This is a genomic window from Shimia litoralis, assembly GCF_005518135.1.
Lineage (GTDB): Bacteria > Pseudomonadota > Alphaproteobacteria > Rhodobacterales > Rhodobacteraceae > Shimia_E > Shimia_E litoralis.
This window is the reverse complement of record NZ_SULI01000005.1, coordinates 40,127-61,516: the sequence shown is the minus strand read 5'-3', so window position 1 is coordinate 61,516 and position 21,390 is coordinate 40,127. Positions and strand designations below refer to the sequence as shown.

21 protein-coding genes and 1 tRNA gene are annotated in these 21,390 nt (G+C 53.9%); 11 read left to right on the top strand and 11 right to left on the bottom strand.

Annotated features, from left to right (window positions below):
* The first annotated feature begins 427 nt into the window (after positions 1-427).
* The gene (locus tag FAP39_RS06315; RefSeq protein ID WP_138015553.1) at positions 428-1,705 is read left to right on the top strand and encodes an XRE family transcriptional regulator; all 1,278 of its coding nucleotides are present in this window, start codon (positions 428-430) and stop codon (positions 1,703-1,705) included.
* Between the two features lie 14 nt (positions 1,706-1,719).
* Entirely contained in the window at positions 1,720-2,838 is a 1,119-nt protein-coding gene (locus FAP39_RS06310; protein ID WP_138015552.1) for a beta family protein, read from the top strand.
* A gap of 57 nt (positions 2,839-2,895) precedes the next feature.
* On the opposite strand, the gene FAP39_RS06305 is transcribed toward FAP39_RS06310, so the two are convergent.
* Positions 2,896-2,971 (bottom strand) — tRNA-Thr (locus FAP39_RS06305).
* A 72-nt stretch (positions 2,972-3,043) separates the two neighbouring features.
* The gene (locus FAP39_RS06300) at positions 3,044-4,702 is read right to left on the bottom strand and encodes an ABC transporter permease (protein ID WP_138015551.1); all 1,659 of its coding nucleotides are present in this window, start codon (positions 4,700-4,702) and stop codon (positions 3,044-3,046) included.
* Positions 4,703-4,787: 85 nt separating this feature from the next.
* Here FAP39_RS06300 and FAP39_RS06295 point away from each other — a divergent pair, with 85 nt between their 5' ends.
* Positions 4,788-5,669, top strand: a complete 882-nt coding sequence (locus tag FAP39_RS06295; RefSeq protein ID WP_138015550.1) for a hypothetical protein — start codon at positions 4,788-4,790, stop codon at positions 5,667-5,669.
* 43 nt (positions 5,670-5,712) lie between these two features.
* Here FAP39_RS06295 and FAP39_RS06290 read toward each other — a convergent pair whose 3' ends face one another.
* Positions 5,713-5,973: a DUF2312 domain-containing protein gene (locus FAP39_RS06290; protein WP_138015549.1), complete on the bottom strand. Its 261-nt coding sequence runs from the start codon at positions 5,971-5,973 to the stop codon at positions 5,713-5,715.
* A 175-nt stretch (positions 5,974-6,148) separates the two neighbouring features.
* On the opposite strand from FAP39_RS06290, the gene FAP39_RS06285 reads away from it, so the two are divergent.
* Positions 6,149-6,364 carry a hypothetical protein gene (locus tag FAP39_RS06285; RefSeq protein ID WP_138015548.1) on the top strand — a complete coding sequence of 72 codons (216 nt, stop codon included), beginning with the start codon at positions 6,149-6,151 and terminating at the stop codon, positions 6,362-6,364.
* 14 nt (positions 6,365-6,378) lie between these two features.
* Here FAP39_RS06285 and FAP39_RS06280 read toward each other — a convergent pair whose 3' ends face one another.
* The 3 genes from FAP39_RS06280 to FAP39_RS06270 form a co-directional block, all read right to left on the bottom strand.
* Entirely contained in the window at positions 6,379-8,463 is a 2,085-nt protein-coding gene (locus FAP39_RS06280; RefSeq protein ID WP_138015547.1) for a 3-hydroxyacyl-CoA dehydrogenase NAD-binding domain-containing protein, read from the bottom strand.
* A gap of 161 nt (positions 8,464-8,624) precedes the next feature.
* Positions 8,625-8,840, bottom strand: coding sequence for a hypothetical protein (locus tag FAP39_RS06275; RefSeq protein WP_138015546.1), 216 nt, complete (start codon positions 8,838-8,840; stop codon positions 8,625-8,627).
* 27 nt (positions 8,841-8,867) lie between these two features.
* Entirely contained in the window at positions 8,868-9,197 is a 330-nt protein-coding gene (locus FAP39_RS06270) for a TraR/DksA family transcriptional regulator (protein ID WP_138015545.1), read from the bottom strand.
* A gap of 135 nt (positions 9,198-9,332) precedes the next feature.
* Between FAP39_RS06270 and FAP39_RS06265 the strand changes: the two genes are divergently transcribed.
* The 4 genes from FAP39_RS06265 (at position 9,333) to FAP39_RS06250 (ending at position 11,585) form a co-directional block, all read left to right on the top strand.
* Entirely contained in the window at positions 9,333-10,196 is an 864-nt protein-coding gene (locus tag FAP39_RS06265) for an MBL fold metallo-hydrolase (RefSeq protein ID WP_138015544.1), read from the top strand.
* Between the two features lie 97 nt (positions 10,197-10,293).
* Complete coding sequence (locus FAP39_RS06260; RefSeq protein WP_138015655.1) at positions 10,294-10,719, top strand: YeeE/YedE family protein; 426 nt, start codon at positions 10,294-10,296, stop codon at positions 10,717-10,719.
* Positions 10,719-11,150, top strand: coding sequence for a DUF6691 family protein (locus FAP39_RS06255; protein ID WP_138015543.1), 432 nt, complete (start codon positions 10,719-10,721; stop codon positions 11,148-11,150). Before FAP39_RS06260 ends, FAP39_RS06255 begins: the two co-directional genes overlap by 1 nt.
* A 9-nt stretch (positions 11,151-11,159) precedes the next feature.
* Positions 11,160-11,585: a protein tyrosine phosphatase family protein gene (locus tag FAP39_RS06250; protein ID WP_138015542.1), complete on the top strand. Its 426-nt coding sequence runs from the start codon at positions 11,160-11,162 to the stop codon at positions 11,583-11,585.
* Positions 11,586-11,594: 9 nt separating this feature from the next.
* Here FAP39_RS06250 and FAP39_RS06245 read toward each other — a convergent pair whose 3' ends face one another.
* The 5 genes from FAP39_RS06245 to FAP39_RS06225 form a co-directional block, all read right to left on the bottom strand.
* On the bottom strand, positions 11,595-12,698 hold the full coding sequence (locus tag FAP39_RS06245; protein ID WP_138015541.1) for a FliM/FliN family flagellar motor C-terminal domain-containing protein: 1,104 nt from the start codon (positions 12,696-12,698) through the stop codon (positions 11,595-11,597).
* Between the two features lie 81 nt (positions 12,699-12,779).
* Entirely contained in the window at positions 12,780-15,470 is a 2,691-nt protein-coding gene (locus FAP39_RS06240) for an ATP-binding protein (protein ID WP_138015540.1), read from the bottom strand.
* Positions 15,471-15,737 (bottom strand): hypothetical protein, encoded by a 267-nt coding sequence (locus FAP39_RS06235; RefSeq protein ID WP_138015539.1) that lies wholly within the window; start codon positions 15,735-15,737, stop codon positions 15,471-15,473.
* Positions 15,734-16,102 (bottom strand): response regulator transcription factor, encoded by a 369-nt coding sequence (locus FAP39_RS06230; protein WP_138015538.1) that lies wholly within the window; start codon positions 16,100-16,102, stop codon positions 15,734-15,736. Before FAP39_RS06230 ends, FAP39_RS06235 begins: the two co-directional genes overlap by 4 nt.
* Before the next feature lie 69 nt (positions 16,103-16,171).
* Positions 16,172-17,470 carry a helix-turn-helix domain-containing protein gene (locus FAP39_RS06225; protein ID WP_138015537.1) on the bottom strand — a complete coding sequence of 433 codons (1,299 nt, stop codon included), beginning with the start codon at positions 17,468-17,470 and terminating at the stop codon, positions 16,172-16,174.
* A gap of 219 nt (positions 17,471-17,689) precedes the next feature.
* Between FAP39_RS06225 and FAP39_RS06220 the strand changes: the two genes are divergently transcribed.
* From FAP39_RS06220 to FAP39_RS06210, 3 genes are all read left to right on the top strand, one after another.
* Positions 17,690-19,033 (top strand): substrate-binding protein, encoded by a 1,344-nt coding sequence (locus tag FAP39_RS06220; protein ID WP_138015536.1) that lies wholly within the window; start codon positions 17,690-17,692, stop codon positions 19,031-19,033.
* A 120-nt stretch (positions 19,034-19,153) separates the two neighbouring features.
* Positions 19,154-20,185, top strand: coding sequence for a branched-chain amino acid ABC transporter permease (locus tag FAP39_RS06215; protein WP_138015535.1), 1,032 nt, complete (start codon positions 19,154-19,156; stop codon positions 20,183-20,185).
* Positions 20,186-20,188: 3 nt separating this feature from the next.
* The gene (locus FAP39_RS06210; RefSeq protein WP_138015534.1) at positions 20,189-21,385 is read left to right on the top strand and encodes a branched-chain amino acid ABC transporter permease; all 1,197 of its coding nucleotides are present in this window, start codon (positions 20,189-20,191) and stop codon (positions 21,383-21,385) included.
* The last annotated feature ends 5 nt before the right edge of the window (positions 21,386-21,390 follow it).

The following is a 21,390-nucleotide window of genomic DNA, read 5'->3' as shown; positions in this document are numbered from 1 at the left end:
CCACCAAGAGTTTCCTCTGGTGACCGGGGAGTTCGTAAGTCGCACGAAGACGACCGCTACGACCTTTAGGCCGAAGCCCTGGACATACGTCGCAGCCTCCCCGACCATAAAGGTTGAGGAGGTGCTATTGCGGCCAACACCAGCCGCTTCGTGCGAGGTTACGACGCCCCGGGGCTGACTTATTGCCCGCCCTGTAAATCGTTTACCTTGAAACACTACTGCGCGGCAAATGGTTATCCGGGCTCAGACCAACCCGGAAAACGGTCGGATACAGGGTGACGGGATGTATCTTTCCCTGCACCATATTTTACTGATGTATAGAGCCATCCGATAAGAGGCCCTTTTAGGGGTGACAGGTCGATAATGGCCGACACAACAATTTTGTTGTTACCATTGCACACAACACAAAAGTTGTGTACCAAGAGGCATGACAAATGGAATCATCCTCAATGAAAAAGAACTCAGAGAAGCCAAAGCACGCTTATCTAAGCTGACTGACGCGCTCTCATCCGAGGAGACTTTCAAGCACGTTGTAGCGGGTCTTCCACCGGAAGTGGTTTCGCAAGTCACACGCATTATGAAAGCAGAACGCAGCGACCTTCAAAAGGCGATTGATGCGTATCAGAACGCGAAAGAAAATGGTCGCGCTAAAGATTTGGAAGTCCATGCCAAAGCCGATCCCGGTGTAACACTGATCGTCGCACGTATTGCAAAGGGTTATTCCCAAAAAGAACTTGCTTGGCGACTAGGCCTGAAAGAGCAACAGGTGCAGCGCTATGAAGCGGACCGTTACAATTCTATAAGCATCAAGAATTATGGCCGCATAGCGTCTCTTCTGGGTGTTCATCTAAAGGCAGAGATAACCGACCTTCCCGCCCTAAGAGGCATGGATGAAGTCATAGCAAATGCCCCGAAGAACGAGATTAAGAAAATTCTCAAACATGGCCGCAAGCATGGTTGGTTTGGCGATGAGTTCGATGAGGACCACCTTAGACAGACAATTGCGGAGAATCGCATCCAATTTGGCAGCCCATCGCTTCTCCGAACCGGGCTAAACGTCGTAGATAAGAGCGAGGACATACTGCTCCATGCGTGGCGGGCACAAGTTGCCAAGCGCGCTAACGCCTTAAAAGCTTCTGGCAGCTTCCACTTCGATCCTTTGGACATTGGTTGGTTGCCTGAGTTCGTCCGCCTCAGTGCATTTGATGACGGTCCAAGGCGAGCTTTGGACATGCTCCACTCAAAGGGCATTCTGGCTGTCGTCGAACGTCAGATTGAAGGTCTAGCAATTGATGGCGCTGCGTTCATAGAAGATGGCTTGCCTGTGATTGGGCTAACTCTTCGCAACGATGCGCTTGACAACTTCTGGTTTACTATTTTGCACGAAATCGCCCATGCGATTTTGCACTTCAAGACGGGCCTATCGACTGGCTTCTTTGACCAAATGGACCTGCCTTCCGCAGACGAACAGGAGGCAGAGGCTGACCTTTTTGCCCAAAACATACTGATACCAGATGAGGTCTGGAGGCGATCCCCTGCAAGAATTTCAAAATCGGCTGGGGTGATACAGAAATTTGCGAATGACTTGGGGATCAACCCGGCAATCGTATTTGGCCGGATACGGCGCGAGAGGAAGAACTATGCTATCTTCTCGCAGAATATTGGGAGGAACACTGTGCGCAAACAACTGATGGAACAAGTCTAACGGAGAATCCGATAATGCTGCCTTACCACCCAACCCTGCGATTGAAGCTTGGCGAGTACGTCGCTGCGTCACGTATAGCTCGTGACGTTCAAGAACATATCCGCCCTCGTTTTGTAATTTGTCCTCCGAAAGAGCGCGACCCTGAAAAGGGCGCACCACTGTCTCCAGATGAGATCGCACACTACAGCGGTGAGAGGATGGGGAAGTATTGGCCTGTCCGCCCGGCTTTCGTGGATCCGCAATTCGTTGCACCGGCGCTGGGTGACAATGGCATCAAGACTCTCTTTAGAATAGCGCAAGGCCGCAATCCAAATCTGATTCCCGTCGCGACAGTCGCCGACCTATTCAACCCCATATACAAAGGTTTCCTTAGGTCCAAATCGCCCCGTCTTGGTGTTTATGTTCCCTTCTCCGAGGTAGAACCCGATACGTTATTGAGGGGTCTCCATGAGGTGGGCGCTCGCCCTGAGGACACCGTTGTATTCCTAGACTTCACCGGAGCCGACCTTATGCCCGAAATCGCGGCAGGGTCCGTTGCAGGTGTATTTGACTTCCTCAATGAATGCGCAGTTTGGGCTCGCATCGTCTTTCAAGGCTCAGCTTTTCCAGCCAAGAACCCCGCTGCTGTAGGGGCCGATAAGCTTGTGCCCCGTGACGAGTGGAAGACTTTCTTGGCGGCAATGCGTGAATGTTCTGTGCAGCGAGAGGTCATCGCATATGGCGACTTCGGCGCAGATTGCGGAGAGATGGCCTTCTCGACAAAGGGTGGTGGGCGTCCGATCCGTCACCTGAGGTACACCACCCCAGACCACACCCTCGTTGTGCGAGGCGGCAAAGAGGGGCAAGACAGAGATGTGATGAAGCAAGTGTTCCAGCGAATTTTGGACAGCGGACATTTTGCAGGCCAACATTTCAGCTATGCGGACGACCGCATTTGGCGTGGAGCTAAAGGGCTAGACGGGTGCGGCAATGCATCCATGTGGCGCGAATGGAATACGGCCCATCACCTCACTCGGGTAGTCCGTGATCTAGGAGCGCTAGAAGGAATCAAATTCGCAGATGCCCGTGTCAGCCAGCCAAGCCAGCAGATAAGCTGGCTAGAAGATGATGACATGGTGATCGAACCGTCCTAAAAACCGTCTTTTCAAACCGTCTTAAAACTCTTACGCCAGCTAAGTCTTTGATTTTAATGGTGCCCCCACACGGACTCGAACCGCGGACCTACTGATTACAAATCAGTTGCTCTACCAGCTGAGCTATAGGGGCACTGCAGGCGATTTAAGCCGAAACTTCCCGACCTGCAAGCAAAAAAAACAAGATTTTTTCATATCGGCAAAATCACTTGTTTGCGCGGGCCAACAAGCCGACTGCCGCGAGGCCGACGGCCACAATCAAGATCGCTCCAGGGCTTGCGTCTCCTAGGTTTTCGAGACTCGCCTGATCATGCACACGCGTGGCCAATGTGTCGAAATTAAACGGGCGCAACAGCATTGTCGCAGGCAGTTCTTTGACGCAATCCACGAACACCAACAGCAATGCCGAGCCGATCGACCCACGAATAAGCGGGAAATACACATCTTTCAGGGTTTGACCTTTGGTACGGCCCAAAGACCGTGCCGCCATGGCCAAGCTGGGGCGGACACGTCCCATCGCCCCGTCAGCAGCCCCTTGCGCAATCGCAAAGAAACGTACGCAATATGCCAACACCAGCGCAAACGCAGATCCAGTGAGAACCAACCCAGAGGGTTGTCCGGTGATGACCTCGATCAGATCCGCCAACTTGTGATCCAAGAGCGACAAGGGAATCAATATTCCGACAGCCAAAACCGCACCGGGTGCGGCATATCCAATTGTCGTCAGCGGCAGCAATAGCCGTGGCAGGCTGCGCCCTGACAGACGCACGCCGTAGACCAAAAATACACCAGCCAATACCGTTACAACCGCCGCAACCCCGCCAACGGACACGGTATTGATCAACGCCCTTACCAGCGCAGGATCTGTCCAGCGGTCTGCGTTTTCCAATGCGTGGGACAAGATCACACCGACGGGCAGTACAAACCCGATGGCAAAGGGAATAAGGCAGGCCCCCGTAGCCGCAAGCCCCAAAACGCCTGAAAGTTGAGTGCGCGTGGCGGGTCGGTGCCGGCTCGACAAACTAAAGAACTGAACCTTGCGTCGACTGGTTTTTTCCATGGTCACCAAAAAAATCACAAGGAACAGAACCACCGTTGCGATTTGTGCGGCACCACCGGCATTGTTGCTCTCTAGCCAAACACTAAAAATTCCTGTGGTCAGGGTTTGCACCGCAAAATAGTCTACGGTCCCGAAATCATTGACGGTTTCCATCATCACGATAGCGGTGCCTGCAGCAATCGCCGGACGCGCCAACGGCAATCCAATGCGCCAAAAACGCCCCAAAGCGCCCTCGCCTAATGAACGCGCCACGTCCTCACCTTCGGCCGACTGTTCGCGAAAGGCAGCACGCGCCAAGATATAGACATACGGAAACAACGCCGCCGTCAGCACAACCACCGCCGCCCCCATCGAGCGTATCTCGGGAAACCAATAATCGCGCGACGTTTGCCAGCCAAAGATCGACCGCAGTCCGGTTTGTACGGGTCCTGCGTATTCAAGAAAATCCACCAAAGCATACGCGCCCACATAGGCAGGGATCGCCAGCGGTAATAACAGCGCCCATTGCAACCAGCCAACACCGGGAAATCTATAGCGCGCCACGAGCCACGCCGCCCCCGTGCCCACACTGGCCGCCAAGGTTCCAACACTAAGCATCAGGATCACGGTATTGCGCATGTATCGCGGCAATGTGGTCGAGATCAGATGGGGCCAAATGTTTTCAGACGGATTCAGCGCGATATAGAACACTGCAAGAATTGGTGCCACCACGATCACACAGATAATGACCGATCCGATGGACCATGGGCTGATCTGAAAAGAACGCCCATTTTCAGAGGGAGAAAAGGCTTGTTGCGGTTTCATGATGCCCTGTTGCCTGAATCTGGTTTAACTGTCCAGAAAGCAAGATATAATAGATTGCGTAAACTCTAACATCATCCGGATACAGATGCAGGTTATTCTTCATATCGGGGCCCACTTCACAGACGATGACGGGCTCTTGAAAAGTCTTGGCAAAAACCGCACGTTTTTAGCAGAGCGCGGGGTTTCCATCCCCAAGCCGCGCAGCTATCGGCGCCAAATTCGGGACATACTGCATGATGTGCGGTCGGTCCCGCTTGAGGCGAACGCACGTGAAACCGTTCTGGGCAAGATGAAAGACCCGGCCATTTCGGAACCCGATCGCATCATTCTGTCCAACAGCAATTTTTTGGGTGTGCCGCGCCTTGCCGTGCGAAATGATCGTTTTTATCCGGCTGCCGCCGATCGTCTTCAGGACTTCGCAAGCCTGTTCAATTGCGATGATCTGGAAATTTTCATCGCTATTCGCGATCCGGCCACATTTTTACCCGCCATTCTCGCCGGAAGCCCTGATGATACACTTGATGAGGTGATCGAGGGATCAAACCCGCTGTCTTTGCGTTGGTCAGAGATGATTGCCCGTATTCGCGACGCCGTTCCAAACGCATCTGTGACGGTTTGGTGCAACGAAGACACGCCATTGATCTGGGAACAGGTGATGCGTGAAATGGCCGGTCTGGAAGCCACACAATCCCTTGAGGGCAGCGATGACTTGCTCTCGGGGATCATGTCATCCGAAGGTCTGGCGCGTTTTGGCGAATACGTTATCCAACATCCGGGCATGACCGAAGTGCAAAAACGTCGTGTGATTGCTGCATTCATGGACAAATTCGCCCTAGAGGATGAAGTCGAAGAAGAGCTTGATATTCCGGGCTGGACCGAAGAATACATCGACGCACTGACTGAGGCCTATGATGACGACGTCTACGATATTTCACGCATGCCCGGCGTCACTTTGATCTCGCCCTAAGTGATTTCGCCCCGACCATTGCAGGGCAAAATCAGATTCAGGCTTAGGCCATGCCAAGCGCTTCTTTGTACATCTCTAGAACGGCTTCTTCTTCGGCAATATCGTCTTTGTCACGCTTGCGAAGAGCAATCACCTTGCGCATGACTTTGGTGTCGTAACCACGTGATTTGGCCTCGGCCATCACTTCTTTTTGCTGTTCGGCAAGGTCTTTCTTTTCCATGTCCAAACGTTCGATACGTTCAATGAACTGGCGCAGCTCGTCTGCGGTCACGCGATAGCTGGCGTCCGAAATAGTGTCGCTCATGGGGCCTCCTGAGGGTCGGATGAAGGCCGCAACCTACCTCTGGCTCTCAAAGCTCGCAAGCCATCATTCTCTTGAAATTCGGGTTTTTGGCACAGCCTCGCCGATTGCCATGCTCTTGCGGCTTGCACCGCAATAGATTAGGGCACTCTGACTTTGGTTTTGAAAGGAAAACGGCATGGAATGGCTGGTTTGGTCAGGCGCTCTAATTTCATCGATCGGGCTTGTGGGTCTTGTTGTGTCGATCCTAAAAGTCGCCAAAGCACGTAAAGCAGGACTAAGTGACGAAGAGCTGCGCGCAGCGGTTCAGAAGGTAATGCCTTTGAATCTGGGGGCGCTCTTTTTGTCGGTGATTGGATTGATGATTGTCATCGTCGGAATTTTTCTCGGCTAGACCTGACAACAAGGTCAGGCAAGTGACCGAAAATCCAACCCATTCTTGATAAGCTCATCGAACGCAGGATCGGGCGACCAAAGCGCCGCGTTGTCAGTGCTGAACGCGGTTAAATCCTTGCGAATATGTAACAGACCCTCAAGGTTTGCGCTCATCATCGGGCCACCGCGGCGACGCGGAAATGCAAACCCGTGCAACATTACAACGTCAATATCAGAGGCCCGCGTGGCGATGCCTTCGCGCACAAGCCGCGCACCGGTATTGACCAAAGCGGCAAGACACCTGCGCTGAATATCATCATGTGTAAGCTCTCGCGAGGGCCAACGATATTGGTCTCTAAGCTGATCTATTGTCTCCAAAACGGTTACGTCTGCCTCACCATGGCCACCGTTTGGATAATGGTAATATCCCGACCGCGTTTTCTGACCCAGTCGCCCCGCAGCGCACAGCGCGTCTGAAACGGGAAACGCGTTGGCGGCCTGATCACCACCTTGATGCCCCCCCATAGAACGCGCGTGCCGATCCAGCCCCACAAGATCAAGTATCTGAAATGGCCCAAGCACCAATCCGTACGCGTGCATGGCCTTGTCGACCTCATATGGGCTTGCGCCATGCTGGACCAACCACTCTGCGGCTGTCTGTAAGGCATCCAGAAGCTGGCTTGCAATGAACCCGTCGGCCACCTCGGATCGCACGGGAATTTTCCCCAGTTTATGCACCAAGGCCACCATCGTCGCGACGGTACGAACATCTGTCGCCTGCCCCACCACCACTTCGGCCAAACGCGCCACCTGCCCCGGCATCACTACATTCAACCCGATGACAGACTCCGGGGCGTCGGACGCCGATGCAACACGATCAATGTCCAGATGCGATGTGCACACTGCGATCACCGCCGTGTCTTTGATAATGGCGTCCAGTTGTGCACACACATTGCGTTTTTGATCCAAGGTTTCTGGGGTGGTATCAAGGATGATGTCGGCGTGCGCCAGACTGACATAATCAGTGTCCGCCCCAAAACGGCGCATCATTTGACCACGTTTTTCGACATCAAGCCGGCCAGATTGTTCTTTTCGATCCATCAATTGCGAAAGGCGGGTGTGCGCCCGCGCAAGGCTCGCGGAGTTCTGTTCAACAAGGATCACTTCGAAACCGGCGGACAAACACGCCATGACAAGACCGGCGCCCAGACCTCCGCCGCCAACAACGCCTATTTGCTCTAGAGGATACGCAGAGACCCCACGTAACTCAGGGAATTTCGCGGCCATGCGCTCGGCTATGAACGCGTGGCGCAGTGCCTTGGACTGATCCGATGCAAGGCATGTGTCATACGCGGCCTTTTCAAATTCCAAGCCAACGGAAAACGGCAACAACTCTGCTGCCTCGACGCATCTGACAATCTCCTTTGGTGCCCTCTCGGGACGCCGATGCAGAGCCTTTTTGCGGCTTGATGTCTCTGACAAATATTTTGACGATCTGGAAAAGCCTTGCACCGCATCGCGCGTGCGGCGCGGCTTGGCCCCAGACCGGATCACATCACGTGCAAAATTCAACGCCGCATCGCGAATATTGTCTTGCGTGACCACATCAAAGAACCCGGCAACCTGCTGCGCATTGGCCACCGCCGGACGCCCCGACAGCATCATGTCCAAGACCACCTGCGCCCCAACAAGGCGTGGCGCGCGTTGTGTCCCACCTGCGTTCGGGATCAGCCCCAACATGACATCTGGAAATCCGATCCGTGCCATGTGATGCACCACGCGGTAATGTGCTGCCAACGCAAGCTCAAACCCACCGCCAAGCGCCGTGCCTTGAATGGCCGCGACCACGGGCTTGACGCAATCTTCAATTTGCTGGCAGACCCATGACAAAGGTATGTCTGACGGGGTCTGTTCGATATCTTCGACATCGGGCCCAGAGAAAAACGTGCCCCCCGCCCCGATCAAGACAATGGCACGCACGCCAGTATCACCACAGGCGCGTTTCAGCCCGGCGATAAGCTGTTCTCGCACATGGGCCCCAAGCGCATTCAAAGGAGGATTGCCCAAAGTCAGAACAGCGACCCCGTCAATCACCTCGTATTTCAGGATGTCTGCCATACGCCCTCCTCCTCGGGGGTTGGCACCAGCTTGGCGCACTGCATTGTGTCCTGATTGACTGTACGCAGAAGTATTGTTCGCGCAAGTTTTGAAAACGGCGCCAGCCGATGAAATCAGCCAGCGCCTTGGAAATTCACTTGGTCGGGCACACGAACGCGCGCTTAGATCGGCATGTTATCAAAACTGTCTTCGACCTCTTCGTCGACCAGCTCCAGATCCAGATTGCGCAAATGCGCGGGAACCGAGCCACCATGAACGCGGATATTTTCCAGCGCGCGGTGCAATTGTTGGTGCAACTCATAGCGTGCATCACCCACGCTGTTGGCAATTTTTGCTTCTAAATCTTTCGCCTGGGCGAGCCATTCATTCACTGTCATTTCAGATCCTCCTCAAAATCCTAAAAACTATCCTGCAACCTTTGCTGCGCATGTCTGACACAACGGTGCATCTGGTAATATCGTCAAGCGCTTGGCCGCAATTTCCTCGCCACAGCGCACGCAATCGCCATATTCTTGTTCACGTATGCGCTTAAGTGCCGCGCGAATGCGCAAAATTTCATCCTGCCCCGCTTGCCCAAGCTGCTCGAGCACTTCTTCTCCTTCGCGCTCGACAGCTTGCTCCTCCCAGTCTTTGGAGTGCGTGACATCCAACTCGGCTTCAATCACATGAAGACGGCTATCCAACTCGGAAAGGCGTTTCAAAAGTGCAGCTTTCTGTGTGCCAATATCGATCATCGCGGTCTCCTTCTGTTGGGTCCGGAAGGTCGCACAACTCTGACAAGAACACCTTGATTTAGGTCAACAGTCGCAACGGACTTGATACACATGCATAAATCATTATATGTTTGAGGCAAATCTGGAGGATTCCCAATGACCCCTGAGGTAAAAGCGTTCTTTGACAACGCGACAAACACAGTTTCATTTTTGGTCAAAGACCCCGAAAGCACCGCCTGTGCCATTGTAGACAGCGTGTTGGACTTTGATTACTCGTCAGGACGCACGGATACCAAATCTGCGGATGAGATCATCGCGTATGTGACGGCGCAAGGCTTGTCAGTCGAGTGGATTTTGGAAAGCCACGTGCACGCGGACCATCTGTCGGCTGCCCCGTATTTGCAAGAACGTCTTGGCGGAAAAATCGGCATTGGCGATCAGATCACTGTGGTTCAGGATACTTTTGGTAAGGTCTTCAACGAAGGTACACGTTTTCAACGTGATGGCAGCCAATTTGACCAGCTTTTCGTCGAAGGTGACAGCTTGATGATTGGTCAAATGCGCGGAGACGTTTTGCACACGCCTGGCCATACGCCTGCGTGTTTGACGTATGTGATCGGCGACGCGGCATTTGTCGGAGATACTCTGTTCATGCCCGACTTTGGGACCGCGCGGTGTGATTTCCCCGGGGGGTCTTCCGAGGTCTTGTACAACTCAATTCAGAAAATTCTGACATTGCCCGACGACACTCGAATATTTGTGGGGCATGATTATAAAGCACCCGGTCGGGATGAATACGCGTGGGAAACCACCGTAGCCGAGCAAAAATCTGCCAATATTCACGTCGGTGCAGGCAAGGACAAAGATGCATTTGTCGAAATGCGGGACACTCGGGATGCAACCTTGGCCATGCCAAAGCTTATTATTCCATCGCTTCAGGTCAACATGCGCGCGGGCCAAATGCCCGAGGCTGACGAACAGGGCGACGTATTTCTAAAAGTGCCTGTGAACAAAATCTAAACACAACCACTCACGGAGACTGGATCGGTTGCGAACTCTGATCCAGCATCCGCAACATCTCTCAAACAGGACAAAAGGAAACGCCATGTTTGACACAATTCCAACAGACTGGATCTGGGGGCTGATTGGCGGTTTGCTGATTGGTACCGGCGGTGCGGTTTATTTGCTTGGCAATGGCCGCATCATGGGCGCCAGCGGCATTATCGGCGGCTTGGTGGATGGCTCTGGCCGTGCATCCGCACTTGAGCGCTTGACCTTCTTGGCAGGGGTGATCCTGCTGCCGATCCTCATCAACCCGATCTATCGTCCGTTTTCGACACACGCGAGCCAAAATCTGGCGGTGCTGATCACTGCCGGGCTGCTGGTGGGCGTCGGAACACGGATTGCCAACGGGTGCACGTCCGGCCACGGAGTTTGTGGCATTTCACGCCTCTCACTGCGCGGCATGGTGGCCACGGTGTTCTATATCTTGGCCGGTGGCGTCACAGTCGTTCTGTTTCGGCATATTCTGGGGGTGATCTGATGCGGTTTCTATATGCGTTTATCGCGGGCGGCCTATTTGGCGCCGGCTTGTTTGTATCTGGCATGACGGATACGTCCAAGGTTCAGGGTTGGCTTGATGTATTTGGTGACTGGGACCCGACGCTGGCCTTCGTCATGGGCGGTGCAATCTTGCCAATGGCCATTGCGTGGCTCTTGACCAAGGGGCGACAGCCGCTTGTTGGCGGATCATTTCCGACACCACCAGAACCAAAGATCGGTCGGAACTTGGTTGTTGGATCGGTCTTGTTCGGCGCAGGTTGGGGCCTCGCAGGTCTTTGCCCTGGCCCCGCGATCGCGTCCCTAAGCTATGGTGGTTGGCCGCACTGGGTCTTCTTTGTGGCAATGCTCGTCGGTATGGCCGCCGCGCCGAAACTACGTCAACAACTGGACAAGGCAGTGCCTGCAGCGTAATCACAGAGCATGGATATTCGTCAAATCACACCCCGCTACTTCGTCTCGCCACAAATCTCTGCCGAGGATATTCCTGCCGTTGTTGCGGCAGGGATTTCGACGGTCATTTGCAATCGGCCAGATGCCGAAATTCCGCCTAGCCATCACGCGCTGGCGCTCAAGGCCACAGCCGAAGCAGCGGGGCTGACATTTGTCGTCAATCCTCTGACACATGACACGATGACTCCCGACAGGCTTGCGTTACAGCGCGACACATTGGAACAGTCAGACGGTAAGGTGTTGGCGTATTGTGCTTCTGGCACGCGTTCAACTGTCGCGTGGTGTCTTGGCCATGCAAAAAGCATCCCCGTAGACGACATCCTTGGCGCGGCACAGTCAGGTGGCTATGCGCTTGATGCGCTGCGTCCGACGCTTGAGCAGATTGCTGCGTCCTAAACTCGAAAACTATGCCTGAAGCGACGCTTCAGGCAACCCTGCCCCGTCAGACAAAAGATCATCTGGAATTTCCAGATCATCGAAATTTTCAACAAGATCGAGCATATTTTCGACCTCTTCGTGTTCCTGTACCTCAACCCGCGGTGCGGGTACTGGCGGTGCGGCTGGGTTTGGCGTCACAACGTCTTCCTCTGGCGGCGCAGGCTCCGCCTCAGGTGGTGCACTTGATGTGTTCCGTGGCAAATCAGGATGCAACACACGCACAGCTTTCATGCCGTTCATTTGTCCCAAAGATGCCGCCGAAACATGCTGACCGTTCGGCAGCTCTAGTACGGCCTTGTCGATCACATCGCCTTTGATCGGAATGACCTGGCCAACCATGAGATTCTGTAAATCGGTCAGCGCCAATTCCATCCGCGTCAAGACAACGTTCAACGTCGCCGGCGCACGCAGAACCGAATTACGAAATTCCTGTTTGCTGGTGTCGGTATGATCCCGCTCGGCAGGTTTGTCCTTGGCAACACGACGCATCGGCAGGACAAAACGCATACTCCCAGACTTTGCGCCACTCGCCAGAGAAACCAGCAGATCAATAACCACATACCGCGTGTCTTCGAGCGCTAAAATCAAACCTCGAGAGTCAGGCGCCATCGCGCCAAAACACAACCCTTCGGATTGAATTTGACCATGAGCCCCCTCCAAATCTGCATCGAGGCGCACAAGAGTTTCATCAATCAACGGTGCAACAAGCGCTGCATCCACTTTGGTTGGCCGCCGATCTTCGGCTGGTGTCGGCGAAACACGACCAATGGTTTCATGTTCGACCAATCCGCATAACACCGGCATGTCGATAATAACGCCCGCACGAATCCCGTCTCCTCCCTCGAGCAAGGCGTACATGGCATTGCTGGCAAACAGCTTTTCAAAGGCGGTCCAGCCCACTGTACGTTGAGAGGCCGATGACACACATAGTTGCAGCCCCAAAAGATCATCTGCCGTGCGCTCAAGCCCGATGCGCAAAGCACGGCACAGCGGATCATCCGACGCGCCCACATCATTTTGGGTATTGCGCGTTTTGCGTCCTAGAATAGAGGTTTTTTGTATTTCGGCCATTTCCCTCGCCGCAACCTGTCACGGAATTTCCGATAACTATAGGGCGGTGTTGGTTACGAAACTCTTTAAGATTCCCAAGGCTTAGACCTCATCTTGAGGAATTCGTACAGGAACAATCACCCGAAATGCCGCGCCTCCCTGACCGGGCAAATAGCTGACGGAGCCGCCAAGGCGCGCCAAAATTTCGCGACAAATCGCAAGCCCAAGGCCTGCGCCACCGGCCTTTTGCACGCCGACTCTTGCGAATTTTTCAAAAATAATTGCCTGCTCGTCTTTGGAGATTCCCGTTCCGTTATCCACAAAATCCACCATCACAACACCATCCGCCTGATTGACCTGAATACTCAACACTGGTGTCTCTGCATCACAGTATTTTTGGGCATTGCTGATGAGGTTAATAAAGACCTGACTGAGCCGATCCAGATCGGTGGTAAGCCACGCAGATTCCAACGCGCGATTCCGGCGGATTGTGATTGCTGTCTCGTCGCTTCCTGTCAGCGCGGTCACCACCGAGTGCTCGAGTAAATCTTCCAAATTCCCGGTCTGGATATTCAGATTTACCTGACCATTTTCCAGCACACTCAAATCCAACAAATCATCCAAAAGACGCGTCAGGCGGATCGCTTCGCCATGAATGATAGACGAGTATTTGACCTTTTCTTCCGCACTCAGGCGGTCGCTATCACGCAAAATTTCTGAGAACGCGCGGATCGACGTCATAGGCGTGCGCAGCTCGTGGCTCACCTGAGACAGAAACGCGTCCTTTTGCACCGAAATCTGGGTCAGTTTTTCATTCGCTTGGCGCAACTGGCGTGCGGTCCGCGCCTGTTCATCCGACTTTGCCTCAAGTTTGCTAGAGTATTCCATCATCTGGGCGGTTTCATCGGCAACCGCCATCAAATCGCGCACAGACACAGACGCGCCACCGACAATCTGGCCAATCATCGCATGGGCCGTGGCCGCGCCAACCGATCCTGACAATTCACGTTCCAGCACCTGCAGGAAATCCGGACTGGGTTCGGGCAGATATCCCGTCACTCCTTGGCGTTGCGCCTCGCGTTCAAAAAGCTTCTGCGCCTCACGTGCACCCAAAATTCTCTGGGCCATGATCATCAAATCCTCGCTTTGGGCGGCGCCGCCTGACCAGCTTTGTGGATTGGAGCTGTGTTCATAGACATTGACGAACTGCGCGCCTTGCAGACGTTCTAGAGGGGACGGGAACCCAATCAGTGATACAACAAAAAACACCAGCGAGTTCAGCGACATAGACCACAAAACTGCGTGCACCAAAGGATCCATGCCTTCGATGCCAAAGAACGCCTGTGGGCGCAGCCAGCCAATATGGAAAATTCCGTTTTCCATGATGCTCTGCGATATCAACGCACCCGTCCCAAAGCTGGGCAACAAGAGCGAATAGGCCCAGACCATAAAGCCCACTGTCAGCCCTGCGAACGCGCCCATACGGGTCGCGCCCCGCCAGAAGATTCCGCCAAGTAACACAGGCAAAAACTGAGCAACCCCCGCAAAAGATACCAGCCCGATTGCCGCCAATGCAGCCCCCCCGCCAGACAAACGAAAATAGAGATACCCCAATAGAACCACGCCGCCGATGGACACCCTGCGTGCCAAAATCACAACGTTGCGCACATCGCCCGAGATATTCGCCCCCCCGCCCGTCAGCGACAACCAGATCGGCATCACAATGTGGTTGGACACCATCGTCGACAGGGCCAAAGCCGCAACAATCACCATAGACGTTGCCGAGGAAAACCCGCCCAAGAACGACAACATCGCAAGCCCGTCGTTTCCGGTTGCCAATGGTAAGGTCAAAACAAAAAGATCCGGATTAGATCCTGCAGGCAATAGATCCAGCCCCAACACAGCAATCGGCACCACAAACAGGCTCATGAGCATCAGATAGGCCGGAAATGCCCAAGACGCAGTGCGCAGGTGGCCCTCGTCATCATTTTCGACAACCATCACTTGGAACATACGTGGCAAACACAAAAAGGCCGCTGCCGACAGGAAAATCAAGGTTGCCCAACGGTCGCCCTGAACATGCCACATGCCGATTTCAGACGTATCAATGCGTTCCAATGTGGCGGCGATCCCGCCACCAACGCCCCAAACCACAAAGACCCCAACGGCCAATAAGGCAAAGAGCTTGACGATAGCCTCGACCGCGATGGCAATCACAACCCCGTGGTGACGTTCGTTCACATCCAGATTTCTCGTCCCGAACACAATTGTAAACAGCGTCAACCCCATCGCCACAAGCAACGCCGTAGAATCACGATCAACCGGAGAGCTCCCGCCCGGCTGCGCGCCAGAGAACACTGTAAAGCTCAGGGTCACGGATTGAAGCTGAAGCGCGATGTACGGCGTGGTCCCAATGACGGCGAGGATGGTCACCCCAACGGCCAGCATGTTTGATTTACCATAGCGCGACGAAATCAAGTCAGCGATGGATGTCACCCGTTGCGCGCGGCCGATGCGCACCAACTTGCGCAAGATCCACCACCAGCCGACCATGACCAGCGTCGGACCAATATAAATGGTCACGTACTCCAAGCCTGATCGCGCGGCATAACCAACCGCGCCGTAAAATGTCCATGCCGTACAATAGATAGACAGCGACAAGGTATATACCATGGGCGAGCGAAGCCATCCGCCCTTGCCTTGCATCGCGGCACGTTCCGCCGCAAACGCAACCACAAACAGAAAGGTCACATAGATCAGACAGACCGCAACAAGAACATTGAGCGTGGCCATCTAACTGTCCTTTTGAGGGTCTTCCGCATCCGCTCGACCCAAAGTGCGCGCCAAAAATGAACTTAGCGTCACTAGCGCGATCCAGACCAGAAAGACAAAGATGATCGCGCTTGAGGTCTTAACGTCCCCATCGTCACCGTTGCGCCACAACATCGGCGTGGCCCAAAGCAAGCCCCCAACCAGTGGCAACACCTTAATCATGTCAATGAGGCGACGCTGTTTATAGCTTTGCCGTTCCAGAAACAGCGGAGACTTGCGCGTATTCACGTCGCAACCAGTTCGCGCACAACATCAATCACATCTGCATTGGAAAACGGCTTGGTCATAAAGCGGCTTGCCCCGGCACGCTCGGCCATTTCCCGATCTTTTGTTTGCCCACGTGCCGTCAGCATCAAGACGGGCATATCGCGTGTCGCCTCTGCGTCGCGTAGCTCTCGCAGAATTTCAAACCCGCTCTTGCCGGGCAGCATCACATCAAGGATCAAGAGTTCCGGAGGGTTCGCAAGAACCACCCCAACAGCATCATGCCCGTTTGAATGCGTAGCGACGGACCAACCATCTCGCGACAGAATAAAACTGATCGCTTCGATGATGTTTGGCTCGTCTTCAATCAGAAGAACTCGTTTCCCCATTCATCCCCCCCCCTTCGCCTGTTTTATCGGCGTTTTGTTAATCTTATCGGCGCAATTGTAAAAGCCAAGTCAAATCCCGTCTACAAGTATCGACGGCTCACGACGCCCTGCGCAGCCCTGAGCGGGACACACGCGACATGTAGAGCCGACTTCGTTGGCGTTCTGGGCCGGCGCATCGGCCGGTACAATCAGCATATAGGCATGATACAAAGGGTCTACGTTAAACTCTATGGCTCCGATGGGTTCCGCGATTGCATAACAATCGAATTGCCGTGCGTCCCGCCCTGTGACCAAAACACGCTGGCTGATCGGATGCAGGGGACGGCCGAGCGCCTGAAAAAGCGGCCATTTGGGGCAGGCGGAACTGAAACGCGGTACCGAAAACCCTTCGATCGGCTTACGCAACATAAGAGTCCCCGCCCCATCACACATCACCAAGCCCGCAGGCGTCTCAAGCAAATCATCCGACAGGATCGCGATGCGTCGGAACACGGCAGGGAGAGAAACGCGAAACGCGTGCGCGATCGCCGAGGGGTCAAGACCAACCTTGTCCAAGACTTTGGCAAAGGCATCCCGCGGCATCTGTTGCGCATCTGTGCGCAACCGCCGAAGTGAAGTTTCCGCCATGGTCCGCGCCGCAGAAGATTGCAGCATTGGCTGCGCTGCGACAAAGGCCGCAACATCCCCGTCAGCGTTTTCCAGATCAGGAAACCGATACTTGTGCTCCATCAGCATTGTCTCGACTTCTTCCATGGGAGACGACAAGCTCGCACCTGCATCCCCTGCCCCGTCCAGATATTCGACAAGCGCCTGAGAGCTTTCGGCCAAACGCTGGCTGTCTTCATTCAGGTTGCGATGAAACCGGTTGCGCCACTCCGGCTCGATCTCTTTTGTGTCGACCAGAATACCAGCGGTTGATCGAATTGCGGTCACCATGGTCAACACTTCATGCATGGATGTTGCCAGATGTGGGTCGTGCGTTAATCTGTCCGTCAAGGTCGCTGCTGTGCGTTCCAACATTCCAAGGCGGCTATGACCCTCTGCGATCAATGCGGCCCATCCCGGAAAACGCCCTGCAAATTCATCAATCAGATCCAATTCCGGCGAAACTGCGGTCGCATCTGCCGCTGCTTCACGCAGCGTAGATATCAATGCGGCTTCGGCGCCTTCGCTCAGCAAAGACGGCTCGACACCCAATATTTGCGCGATATCAACAAGCAGCTTCCCGCCGATTCTTCGACGGTTATGTTCGATCAAATTCAGGTAAGATGCCGAAATGCCAACCTCGCGCGCAAGCTCTGCCTGCCGCATGCCGGCAACGATGCGTCTTTCGCGAATTCGGCTTCCGGTCACTGTGTCGCGGGCCATATGATTTTCCTTGGTCTTTTCAAGCACCTTCTGCGATGCAGAATAATTTCTTTACAACAATTAGTACAACGCTGTCGATTAATTTACAAAAAAATTGTTACTCACAAAGCAGTTGTTGCGAAATTTTCTATCTGCCCACGATAATAGATTTGCACAATAGTGCGTTTGGCGCGTGGGAAGAGGAGCCCTGCGTCATGTTTCACGAAACGGGAGGATTACATGTCCAAAACGAATATGACACGTCGTGGTGTTCTTAAGACTGGCGCAGTTGCAAGCGCTGGCGTTGCACTGCCGACCATCTTTACTGCGTCTTCTGCTGCTGCTTACACAAACGAGCCAACTGGCCCGAATGTAACGCTGGGCTTTAACGTACCGCAAACCGGCCCATATGCTGACGAAGGTGCTGACGAACTGCGCGCCTATGAACTTGCTGTTGAGCACCTGAATGGTGGCGGCGACGGCGGCATGATGAACACCTTCTCGTCCAAAGCCCTGCAAGGCAACGGCATCATGGGCAAAAAAGTCGACTTCGTCACAGGCGACACACAGACCAAATCTGACGCTGCACGTGCATCCGCTAAGTCGATGATCGAAAAAGATGGCGCAGTGATGATCACTGGCGGCTCTTCTTCGGGTGTTGCGATTGCTGTTCAAGGTCTCTGCCAAGAAGCTGGCGTTATCTTTATGGCGGGTCTGACCCACTCGAACGACACAACTGGTAAAGACAAGAAGGCCAACGGCTTCCGTCACTTCTTTAACGGGTACATGTCGGGCGCAGCTTTGGCACCGGTTCTTAAGAACCTCTACGGCACCGATCGTAATGCCTATCACCTGACAGCTGACTATACATGGGGCTGGACCCAAGAAGAGTCGATCGCAGCCGCGACCGAAGCTCTGGGCTGGAACACTGTGAACAAGGTTCGCACACCTCTTGCTGCGACTGACTTCTCGTCTTACATCGCACCAGTTCTGAACTCGGGTGCTGACGTTCTGGTTCTGAACCACTACGGCGGTAACATGGTGAACTCGCTGACCAACGCGGTTCAGTTTGGCCTGCGCGAGAAAATCGTGAACGGCAAACAGTTCGAAATCGTTGTTCCACTTTACTCACGCCTGATGGCGAAGGGTGCTGGTGAAAACGTTAAGGGCATCCACGGCTCCACAAACTGGCACTGGTCGCTGCAAGACGATGCATCCAAAGCATTCGTCAAATCGTTCGGCACCAAATACGGCTTCCCCCCCTCACAGGCGGCACACACCGTATATTGTCAGACACTGTTGTATGCAGATGCATGTGAGCGTGCTGGCACACATAACCCATGTGGTGTGGCTGAAGCTCTGGAAGGCTTTGAATTTGATGGTCTGGGCAACGGCAAAACGCTGTATCGCGCCGAAGATCACCAGTGCTTCAAAGACGTTCTGGTTGTGCGCGGTAAAGAGAACCCGACATCCGAGTTCGACCTTCTTGAAGTTGTCGAAGTTACTCCGGCGTCGCAGGTTACGTATGCGCCAGATCACCCCATGTTCGCTGGTGGTGCACTGGGTACGTGTAACGCAGGTTAATCCTGATGCAATTGATCGGTCGCGCCTTTGCGCGACCGGTTTTCTCTTTCCCGGCTTGCGGCTGTCAATGCACAGGACCCGAGCACGGAAAGCTTTCAAAGAAACACACAGGTGGGGACCATGGACGCAATTATCCTGCAGATCCTGAACGGGCTTGATAAGGGCTCGGCCTATGCGCTGATCGCGCTGGGGCTAACACTTATTTTTGGTACGCTGGGCGTGGTAAACTTTGCCCACGGCGCACTATTTATGATCGGGGCATTCTGCGCCGTCACACTCAGCAAAATTCTAAACCTGAGCTTTGAGACCGTTGATCCAACACAAACGGACTTTTTGGGAAATCCACTCAAAGTAAAAACGCCTTATGTCATGGAGTGGTTCGGTGCCGAGACGGGCGCGGCCATTATCGACTGGGCTGTGCCGCTGGCCATCTTGTTCTCGATCCCGATTATGATCGGTATTGGCTTCATCATGGAACGCGGCCTGATCAAGCACTTTTACAAGCGTGAGCACGCAGACCAAATTCTTGTGACCTTTGGTTTGGCGATCGTTCTGCAAGAAGTGGTGAAATACTTCTTTGGTGCCAACCCGATCCCCACCGGCGCACCAGATGTGTTCAAGGGGTCGTTTGATTTTGGCGTCATGCTTGGGTTCGACCCGAACGCGATCATCTACCCCTACTGGCGTTTGGTATATTTTGCCTTCTCTGCGATTATTATTGGTGGCGTTTTTGCCTTCCTCCAGTTCACCACCTTTGGGATGGTTGTCCGCGCAGGTATGGCCGATCGTGAAACCGTGGGTTTGCTGGGCATCAACATCGACAAGCGCTTTACCATCATGTTCGGCATTGCGGCCGCGGTCGCAGGTTTGGCAGGTGTCATGTATGCACCGATCAACTCTCCGAACTATCACATGGGTATGGACTTTCTTGTGCTGTCCTTTGTGGTTGTGGTTGTCGGCGGCATGGGCAGCCTTCCAGGCGCCGTTCTGGCCGGGTTCCTGCTTGGTGTTCTCGAAAGCTTTGCCTCGATGAACGAAATCAAGTCGCTGATCCCAGGGATTGACCAAATCATCATCTACGTCGTCGCAATTATCATCCTGCTCACCCGCCCTCGTGGTTTGATGGGCCGCAAAGGCGTGATGGAGGAATAAGCTATGCTCGGACTCAACAAAAAAGACACTTCTCTTCTGGTCATCGTGGCTGCTCTGGTCATGTTTGCGCCTTTCATCCTGAACCCCTTCCCGTCCGATAGCGGCTTGGCACAGTTCAACGCTGGCTATCCGGATCTGATGCAACGCTTTGTGATCTTTGGTATCTTTGCCATTGGTTTCAACATTCTGTTTGGCTTGACTGGGTATCTCTCCTTTGGTCACGCAGCATTTCTGGGTGTCGGTTCTTACTCTGCTGTGTGGATGTTCAAGCTTCTGAGCATGAACGTTATTCCCGCCATTGCGCTGGCAATCGTGGTCTCGGGCCTGTTTGCAGTATTGATCGGCTTTGTCAGCCTGCGTCGCTCGGGGATTTACTTTTCGATCCTGACACTGGCGTTCGCCCAAATGTCGTTCAACCTTGCCTATTCGGTTCTGACCCCAATCACCAACGGTGAAACAGGTCTGCAACTGACCCTGAATGACCCACGTATTCTTGGTGAATCGGCCACGGCTGACGGATCCATTCCGGTCACATCACTGTTTGGGCTTGAAATGCGTTCGACCTACGAGATGGTTGTGGGCCCATGGGCCTTCCAGTTCAACGCTGGGTACTATCTGTGTGGCATCATTATGCTGCTGGCCTTCTATCTGTCGATCCGCATTTTCCGCTCACCTTTTGGCATGATGTTGCGGGCGATCAAATCGAACCAGACACGTCTGAACTATACGGGCCTGAACCCGCGTCCCTATGCGCTGGCAGCCTTTGTGATCTCTGGCATGTATGCTGGTTTGGCAGGCGGTCTGATGGCGTCGATGGATCCTCTTGCTGGTGCTGAGCGTATGCAATGGACCGCATCAGGCGAAGTTGTTCTGATGACCATTCTTGGCGGGACAGGCACCTTGATCGGTCCAGTATTGGGCGCGGGATTTATCAAGTACTTCGAGAACATCTTCTCGAAGATCAACGATACCGTGCTGCACAACTGGTTTAGCTTTATGCCCGACGGCCTCGAGGACTTTGTGGTCTTCTTGATCCACCCGTTCATCGGCAAAGGCTGGCATCTGACTTTGGGTATTCTGTTCATGCTGGTTGTGACCTTCTTGCCTGGTGGCCTTGTCGAAGGTGGTCAACGTATTTCTCGCATGGTCAAGAAGAAATCCGATGATGACACCAACGCCAAAACCACACCTGCAGAATAAGGAGA